Below are 2,725 nucleotides of genomic sequence, written 5' to 3' on the forward strand. Positions count from 1 at the left end.
TACTTCTCACAGTGATAGTTCTAATCAATAGATTAGGCTAAGCTTTTCACTTAACAACAAGTCGCACCATTTCTGCCTTTTGATCCGAAGTTAAAGGTTGATAATTTCTATCCCTCTTTTCTGAAGTTAGAGTATTTATTTTTACTATTAACTTATTATAATCTTCTATATAACTTTTTATTTTATCAATAATTTCAGTAGAATCTTGTTTTGAAGTTACACTTATTCCTTTCTCTGGAATATCTCCAGTAAATTTAAAGGTTATTCCATCTAAAGGAAAGGTATTTGCAGTCCCTGTATGTGTATAAACTCCAATTCCATTACTTATTACAATATTAGCATCTTGTCCACCAGTTGATGTTTCATCACCATCTATTTTTGAAAATTCTATTTTAGAATTACTTCCTGTTATTGTAGATTTTAATACTATTCCATCAGTGTTCTTCTCAGCTACTACAGATATTTTATTACTTTCTAAAATATTATTTATATAATCTACTTCATTCATTGATCCTTTTTGAGATAAATCTATACAAACTCCATTTATTACTATTTTTCCACCTAAATCTGCTGAAGTTATTTTTATCTCTTCTGCTGATGTTGTATCATTACCATCTGTAAATCCTATAGTTATTTTATTATATGTTCCATTTTTATTTTCAACTTCAATACTAGGTTTTGTTTGGTCTTTTCCAGTCTTTGTTGTAATAAAAGTTATATTTCCTGAAGTATCTATTTTAGCAGTATAATCTTTATCTGAAAGTGACTTATTTAAAATATTTTCTATATCTCCAACAGTATTTAAATCTGCAATATCTATAGTTATCTCATTACTATCTATTTTAAAAGATACTTTATTATCAATTGAATTATATTTCAACTGGCTTACTGTTAATCCAGTTATTTCTGCGCCCTTTGCATCTTCTCCAGTTTTTAAAGTATTTTTACTCTTAGTTCCGCCAATAACAAAGTTATTATCTTTACCCAAAAGCTTTGATTCAAATAAAAAACCCTGTTTATTAGTAGTTGTACTTCCTGCAAAATATGTATATTTAACAGAAACATTAATACCTGCTTTACTTAATTCATTATTTAAATTAACCGCTTTTTCTTTAACAGTATTGCCTGTTATATTAAAGCTTTGTCCATTTATAGTTATTGATGATCCTAATTCTTCTTCTGTTTTTGAAATACTTGCTGCTTTAGCAATAGTACTTCCTTCTTTAATAGTATAATTCCCTAGCTTGGCACTAGCATCTCCTGTCACTGTTAAGCTAGGACTATTTGTTTCAAATTTAACGGATTGCCACGTAGCTGCTCTAACTAAGCTTCCACTTTTTAAAACATCAAAATGATTATTGTATAGCTCCTGAGCTTCTTTTATTAAATCTCTATATAATTGTTGTTTTATTTCCGTTACATCTTTTTTTTGCTGCTGAGTATCTATCTTAGTACGATAAGCTTGCATAGTTTGCTTAACTATAGTATCAACATCTAATCCCGTTGCAAGTCCAGTAATTCTTGTGGTCATAATACACCAACCTTTCTTAATTAAAAATTTAGAATGTAAAATGTAAAATTAATGTAAAAATTCATCCAAAGGATGAATTTTGAAATAAATATTTTAATAATTTAGCTTCGCTAAATTATAACCTTAATTCTACATTCTTAATTCTTCATTTTTCATTGTCTAAGAAATCTAGCTTACCTAGATTTCTTAGATATTTCGTGTGCTTCATGCCATGTATTTCTCACGTCTTCTATTACCGGCATAAGCTCGTCCAACATATTTACATCTTTTTTTAAGTTTATTTCAAAAAGTCTAGTTTTTATAAATTCATAAACTCTATACATTTGCTTTGCCCATTCTCCTGCATTTTGATCTAGGCTTATCATAAGTTCAGTGAATATATTTTGAGCTTTAATTAAATTTTCATGGCTTTTTCTTATATCTTTTTCTATTAAGCCTTCTCTTGCTATTTTTGAAAACTTTACTGCACCATCTACTAGCATTAATAGTAATTGTTCTTTTGATGCATAGTTTACGCTATTATTTTTATATACGTTAAAAGCATTATTGCCGTACATTTATTCTTTCCTCCTACTTTTTAACATCTAAAAAGGTACCACAGTCTAATATATTTAAATTTTCTTCTAATATCGTTATCAATTTTATTTAGTAAGAAATTCATAGCCCCCCCCCCTTTTAAGCCTTTTTATCAATTGAAACTCCAACAAGTTCCATCATCTTGGCTATTAAATCTAATATTTTTTTCGGTGGACATTCCATAATTACTTCTTTAGTGTCTTGATCTATAATTTTTATCATTACATCACCAAGATCTTTATGAATAGAATATTCTGCATAAGTATTTTCATCTTTTAAAAATTTATTTAATTTATCTACTGCTTTTGCTATATCTTCTTCTCTATAGCCTTTATCTTTAGCACTTACAGCTTCAATAACATCCCTGTTAGCTGAAACTTTCTTATTTTCAATTACTGCTGATGTATTTAGGTTAGATTGTCCTCCTTGACTCGTAACCTTAAAATCCATTTAAAACACCCCCGTCTTATAATTAGTAATGGATAATTGGTAATGTATAATTATTGTTGAAATTCAACTAGTTTAATTTCTTCTTTTATTCGTTAGGAAATTGATAGTGCAAGCTTTTTGTGACATTTAAAATTAATTGCATATTGTTGCTGTAATATTAATATTGTT

The 2,725-nt window shown here is 28.0% G+C and carries 3 protein-coding genes; all 3 read right to left on the minus strand.

Translation table 11 applies throughout. The annotated features are described in order from the left end of the window. Positions 1 to 46: 46 nt before the first annotated feature. Positions 47 to 1,531: a flagellar filament capping protein FliD gene (gene fliD / locus H9660_RS15990; protein ID WP_191751363.1), complete on the minus strand. Its 1,485-nt coding sequence runs from the start codon at positions 1,529 to 1,531 to the stop codon at positions 47 to 49. A gap of 173 nt (positions 1,532 to 1,704) precedes the next feature. Continuing rightward, the gene (gene fliS / locus H9660_RS15995) at positions 1,705 to 2,088 is read right to left on the minus strand and encodes a flagellar export chaperone FliS (protein ID WP_191751364.1); all 384 of its coding nucleotides are present in this window, start codon (positions 2,086 to 2,088) and stop codon (positions 1,705 to 1,707) included. Between the two features lie 118 nt (positions 2,089 to 2,206). Beyond that, a complete protein-coding gene (locus H9660_RS16000) occupies positions 2,207 to 2,557 on the minus strand; it encodes a flagellar protein FlaG (RefSeq protein WP_191751365.1) in 351 nt (116 codons plus the stop codon). Positions 2,558 to 2,725: the final 168 nt, after the last annotated feature.

Origin of the sequence: Clostridium gallinarum (assembly GCF_014836325.1) — a bacterium.
GTDB classification, from domain to species: domain Bacteria; phylum Bacillota; class Clostridia; order Clostridiales; family Clostridiaceae; genus Clostridium; species Clostridium gallinarum.

Coding starts and splice junctions, on each gene's coding strand:
- fliD (WP_191751363.1), bottom strand. CDS start 1,531: ATGACCACAAGAATTACTGGACTTGCAACGGGATTAGATGTTGATACT.
- fliS (WP_191751364.1), bottom strand. CDS start 2,088: ATGTACGGCAATAATGCTTTTAACGTATATAAAAATAATAGCGTAAAC.
- H9660_RS16000 (WP_191751365.1), bottom strand. CDS start 2,557: ATGGATTTTAAGGTTACGAGTCAAGGAGGACAATCTAACCTAAATACA.